This is a genomic window from Roseovarius sp. MBR-154 (assembly GCF_053628595.1).
Genome location: NZ_JBRJGR010000068.1, coordinates 1 through 1,380 on the forward strand (window position 1 = coordinate 1; position 1,380 = coordinate 1,380).

Genomic DNA, 1,380 nt, shown 5'->3' on the forward strand with positions numbered 1-1,380 from the left:
GCAATGGTATGGACCCCGCCGACCTCGGGCGGTGTATCTTGGAAAGGCAAACAGGAGGGTGCATGCCATGGAAATCAAAAGGATCGGCCTTGATCTGGCCAAGTACGTTTTTGAAGTTCACGCCGTCGACAACGACGAAAATGTTGTGCTTCGAAAGACTCTGAGACGCGAAGCCGTTGCGCAGTTCTTCGCTGAGCTTGAGCCTTGCGTTGTCGGGATGGAGGCTTGTTGCGGATCGCACTATTGGGCGCGTGTTCTGACTGATCTGGGGCACGAGGTCCGGTTGATCTCGCCTCAGTTCGTGAAGCCGTATGTCAAGTCGAACAAGAATGACCGCAATGACGCTGAAGCTATTTGCGAGGCGGTTGGCAGGCCGTCGATGCGGTTTGTACCGCCGAAGTCGCCGGAGCAGCTGGAAATCCAAGCGGTCCACCGTATCCGCCAACGTGTGGTTGCAAATCGTACCCGGCTTGTGAACCAGGTCCGAGGTTTGCTTGGGGAGCACGGTGTCGTGGTGCCGCGAGATATCAACCGCATTCGGCGCACCCTTAGTGAAATTGCGGACGGTCAGTCGGGAGGCTTTGGTGGGCTCTTTGTCGAGATGCTGCGCGACATCCGGGAGGAGCTGGCCGAACTGGATGCGCGCCTCGCGGGCTACAATCAGCGGATTAAAAGCCTCTACCGCTCCAATGAAATGTGTCAGCGTATCAGCCAAATCGAGGGGATTGGTCCGATTACCGCAACGGCGCTCGTCGCCGCGGTCGGCGATAAATCCTGCTTCAGAAATGGCCGCCAGTTTGCTGCTTGGTTGGGCCTGGTGCCAAAGCAGCATTCAAGCGGCGGAAAAGCGCGGCTGTTCGGCATAAGCAAACGGGGCGACAGGTACTTGCGGACGATGTTGATCCACGGTGCGCGCGCGGTACTGGGCCGCTCGGCCGGAAAAACCGACACGCGAAGCCAGTGGATCAACCGGATGCGGGAAAGGCGTCATCCGAATGTCGTCGCGGTCGCCTTGGCAAACAAGAACGCACGGATCGTTTGGTCGCTTCTGTCAAACGATCAGGAATACAGGCGGGGACACACCGTCTGAGCCAGACTACGAGCGACCAAGTCAAGGAGGACTGAAAGGAATATTGCAACATCTGCCAGGAGATGGAGAAGGGTCACGCCCGTTGCTTCTTGAACCTGATGTGTGGATCGGCAAGGTCAGCACCAATGCCTTAGGGGCGATGAGGGAGAAGCAAGCGGAAATCCATCGGGGCTCGCGGCGATGATCTATCAGGCCGCCCTAAGAAGCCGGATATACATCAGCAATCGCGACTTTCGATCCAGAGCCAAACAGACCGTTGCAATTAGGCGGGGTCCATATACATCCACACA

General features: G+C 57.3%; 1 protein-coding gene. It reads left to right on the forward strand.

What is annotated here, in order from left to right; genetic code table 11:
- Window positions 1-67: 67 nt before the first annotated feature.
- Complete coding sequence (locus ACSSV4_RS23200) at window positions 68-1,090, forward strand: IS110 family RNA-guided transposase (RefSeq protein ID WP_093037084.1); 1,023 nt, start codon at window positions 68-70, stop codon at window positions 1,088-1,090.
- Window positions 1,091-1,380: the final 290 nt, after the last annotated feature.

Coding starts and splice junctions, on each gene's coding strand:
- ACSSV4_RS23200 (WP_093037084.1), top strand. CDS start 68: ATGGAAATCAAAAGGATCGGCCTTGATCTGGCCAAGTACGTTTTTGAA.